This is a genomic window from Dactylosporangium salmoneum (assembly GCF_039532525.1).
Lineage (GTDB): Bacteria > Actinomycetota > Actinomycetes > Mycobacteriales > Micromonosporaceae > Dactylosporangium > Dactylosporangium salmoneum.
In genome coordinates this window covers 73,581-77,101 of record NZ_BAAARV010000075.1, presented here as the reverse complement: position 1 = coordinate 77,101, position 3,521 = coordinate 73,581, and the positions used below count along the sequence as shown (strand labels likewise).

At 76.4% G+C, this 3,521-nt stretch carries 4 protein-coding genes; all 4 read left to right on the top strand.

Annotated features, from left to right (window positions below; genetic code table 11):
- Positions 1 to 950 (top strand): peptidoglycan-binding protein (locus ABD352_RS38810; protein ID WP_344617564.1); only part of this gene is annotated, 950 nt, incomplete at its 5' end.
- On the top strand, positions 947 to 1,612 hold the full coding sequence (locus ABD352_RS38805) for an ABC transporter ATP-binding protein (RefSeq protein ID WP_344617563.1): 666 nt from the start codon (positions 947 to 949) through the stop codon (positions 1,610 to 1,612). The genes ABD352_RS38810 and ABD352_RS38805, both read left to right, overlap by 4 nt.
- 35 nt (positions 1,613 to 1,647) lie before the next feature.
- Entirely contained in the window at positions 1,648 to 2,823 is a 1,176-nt protein-coding gene (locus ABD352_RS38800) for an ABC transporter permease (RefSeq protein WP_344617640.1), read from the top strand.
- A gap of 279 nt (positions 2,824 to 3,102) precedes the next feature.
- The coding region (locus ABD352_RS38795; protein WP_344617562.1) for a copper resistance CopC family protein at positions 3,103 to 3,521 on the top strand (419 nt) is incomplete at its 3' end.

Genomic DNA, 3,521 nt, shown 5'->3' with positions numbered 1-3,521 from the left:
CGGCGGACCTGCCGCCGGCCACCGCGCAGGTGACCCGGCAGACGATGGTGGACACCGACGACGAGCCGGGCAGCCTGGGGTACGGCACTCCCGGGGTCCTGGCCGGCTGGCTGCCCGGCATCGTGACGCGGGTCCCCGCCGCCGGCGACGTGATCGGCCGCGGCCAGCAGGTCTACCGGGTGGACGACCGGCCGGTGCTGCTCATGTACGGCGACGTCGCGGCGTACCGGCCGCTCGCCCCGGGCACGACGGGCGCCGACGTGCGGCAGCTGGAGACCAACCTGCGGGCGCTGGGCTACTTCACCGCGGCGGCCGACGACACCTACACGGCGGCCACCGCGGCCGCGGTCCGCCGGTGGCAGAAGGCGCTCGGGCTGCCGCAGACCGGCGAGGTCGAGCTGGGCCGGGTGCTCTTCGCGGCCGCCGACGTGCGGGTCGAGGCGGTGACGACGGGGGTGAACCAGCGCACCGGCGACGGCGGGGAGGTGCTGCGGTACACCGGGACGGGCCGGCTGGTGACGGTCCAGCTCGCGGTGTCGAAGCAGCGCCTGGCCCGCGCCGGGGTGGCGGTCAGGTTCCGGCTGCCCGACGGCCGGCAGGTCGGCGGCCGGGTCGAGCGCGCCTACACGGTGATCGAGGCGGGCACCGCGTCCGGCGCCGCGCCGGAGACGAGGATCGAGGCCATCCTGTCGCTGGCCGACCCGGCGGCCGTCGCCGGGATCGAGGCCGCGGTGGTCACCGTGACGTTCACCGCCGGCGAGCGCAAGGACGTGCTCGCCGTGCCGGTGGCCGCGCTGGTGGCGCTGGCCGGTGGCGGCTACGGGCTGGAGGTGGTCGAGGGCCCGGCCACCCGCTACGTCCCGGTCGAGACCGGCCTGTTCGCCGGCGGCCGGGTGGAGGTCACGGGGGACGGGCTGCGGGAAGGCATGACGGTGGGGATGCCGCGATGATCGAATTGACGGACGTGACGAAGGTGTACGGCGAAACGGCCCGCGCGCTGGACGGCGTCACCCTGACCGTGGCCGCCGGCGAACTGGTCGCCGTGGTCGGCCCGTCCGGCTCGGGCAAGTCGACCATGCTCCACCTGCTGGGCGCGCTGGACCGGCCGAGCTCCGGGCGGGTCGCGATCGACGGGCACGACCTGTCGCGCCTGTCCGACCGGCAGCTGTCCGCGCTGCGGGCGCGCCGGATCGGCTTCGTGTTCCAGCAGTTTCACCTGGCCGCCGGTGTTGCGGCGGTGGACAACGTGGCCGACGGGCTGCTGTATGCGGGGGTACCGCGAGCCGAGCGCCGGCGGCGGGCACGGGCCGCGCTGGAGCGCGTCGGGCTCGGGCACCGGCTCGACCACGAGCCGCACGAGCTGTCCGGCGGCGAGCGCCAGCGGGTCGCGATCGCCCGCGCCGCGGTCGGGGAGCCCGCGCTGCTGCTCGCCGACGAGCCGACCGGCAACCTCGACACCGCCTCCGGCGCGGGCGTGATGGCCCTGCTGCGCCAGCTGCACGCCGCGGGCACCACGGTCGTGGTCATCACCCACGACCGGGAGCTTGCCGCCGGCCTGGATCGGCGGATCAGCATGCGCGACGGCCGGGTGGCCGAGGAGGCGGCCCGGTGACCGCGCTCGCCTACGCCCCGCTCGCCCCCGCCCGGATGGCCCCCGGCGACGTGCTGCGGGTGGGCGCGGCCGGCCTGCGGACCCGGCCCACCCGCGCGCTGCTGTCGGCGCTCGGCATCGCCATCGGCATCGCCACGATGGTGGCCGTGGTCGGCATCTCCGCCTCGTCGCGCGAGCAGCTCGACCGGCAGCTCGCCGCGCTCGGCACGAACCTGCTCACCGTCGCGCCCGGCCGCACCGTCGACGGGACGGAGGCGAGGCTGCCCGCCGAGGCCGAGGCGATGATCGCGCGCATCGGCCCGGTCACCGCCGTGTCGGCCACGGCCACCGTCGGCGGCGTCAAGGTGTACCGCTCGGACCGCATCCCGAAGGCCGAGACCAACTCCCTGTCCGTGCTGGCCGCCCGGGTGAACCTGCCGCAGACCGTCGGCGCCACCGTCCACCGTGGTGCCTGGCTCAACGGCCTGACCGGCCGCTACCCGGCCGCGGTGCTCGGCGCCGAGGCCGCCGCCCGGCTCGGCGTCGGCCGGCCCAGCCCGCAGACCGAGATCGTGGTCGGCGACGCGCGGTTCACCGTGATCGGCGTGCTCGACCCGGTGCCGCTCGTGCGCGCGCTCGACACCGCCGTCCTCGTCGGCTGGGACGTGGCCACGGACCGGCTGCATTTCGACGGCCGGGCCACGACGGTGTACGCCCGGTCGCGCGACGACCAGGTCGAGGCGGTCGCCGGGCTCCTGTCCCGCACCGCCAACCCGCAGGCGCCCGGCACGGTGATGGTCTCCAAGCCCTCCGACGTCCTCGTCGCGCAGCGGGCGGCCGACGCCACGCTCGACGGCCTGCTGCTCGGCCTCGGCGCCGTCGCGCTGCTGGTGGGCGGCGTCGGCGTGGCCAACACGATGGTGATCTCGGTGCTGGAGCGGCGGGCCGAGATCGGGCTGCGCCGCTCCCTCGGCGCCACCCGCGGCCAGGTCCGCACCCAGTTCCTCACCGAGTCGCTGCTGCTGTCGGCGCTCGGCGGTGCCGGCGGGGTGCAGCTCGGGGTCGCCGTCACGACCGGCTACGCCGCCTACCAGGCCTGGCCGACGGTCGTGCCGCCGTGGGCGTCCGCGGGCGCGCTGGCCGCCACCCTGGTCATCGGCGCCCTGGCCGGCGTGTACCCGGCGATCCGGGCCGCCCGGCTCTCGCCGACCGAGGCGCTGGCCGCCCCGTGAGGCGCGGACTCGCGAGGGCGTGGCGGCCATGGGCCGCGGCACCGGCTCATCACCTCACGTCGTCTCGACGCGGGTCAGCCGCTGGGCGAGGCGGACCCCGCGCGCGAGGTCGCGCGCGTCGGCCAGCAGGCGGCGGGGGTCACCGCCGGCGGGTACCACGCGTGAGTTTCCCGCACGAACTGATTGGCGCTAGTGAGGCGGGAACTTTGCCGGCCCGGCGAGCGACTCTCCGTCCGGGCGCGAGCGCGCCGGCTGCGACGACGGATCGGGGTTGACGGGATGAGCGGACGGTTCGGGCGGCTGCTGGCGGCCGGATGTGCGGCGCTGGTGGCGGCCGCGGCGGTGGTGGGCGGGCCGGCGGCGCCGGCGTGGGCGCACTCGACGCTGCTGCGTACCGATCCGGCGAAGGACTCGACGGTGACCGCCCCCGTTTCCACGATCACGCTGACCTTCAACGAGATGGTCAAGGGGAGCAAGACCGTCGTCACCGTCACCGGCCCCGACGGCGCGAACTACGCCGACGGGGCGGCCCAGGTGGTGGACAAGAACGTGCTGCAGGCCGTGAAGCCGCTGCCGCAGGGGGCCATCACCGTGCAGTGGAAGTCGGCGGCCGCGGACGGCGACCCGATCTCGGGCACCTTTGGGTTCACCAGCGCGATCGTGGCGCCGGCCAGCCCGTCGCCGTCGGCGAGTCCGTC

What these genes read in the sequence shown, in the direction of transcription:
- ABD352_RS38800 (WP_344617640.1), top strand. Translation starts at nt 1,648, where the DNA reads ATGGCCCCCGGCGACGTGCTGCGGGTGGGCGCGGCCGGCCTGCGGACC.
- ABD352_RS38805 (WP_344617563.1), top strand. Translation starts at nt 947, where the DNA reads ATGATCGAATTGACGGACGTGACGAAGGTGTACGGCGAAACGGCCCGC.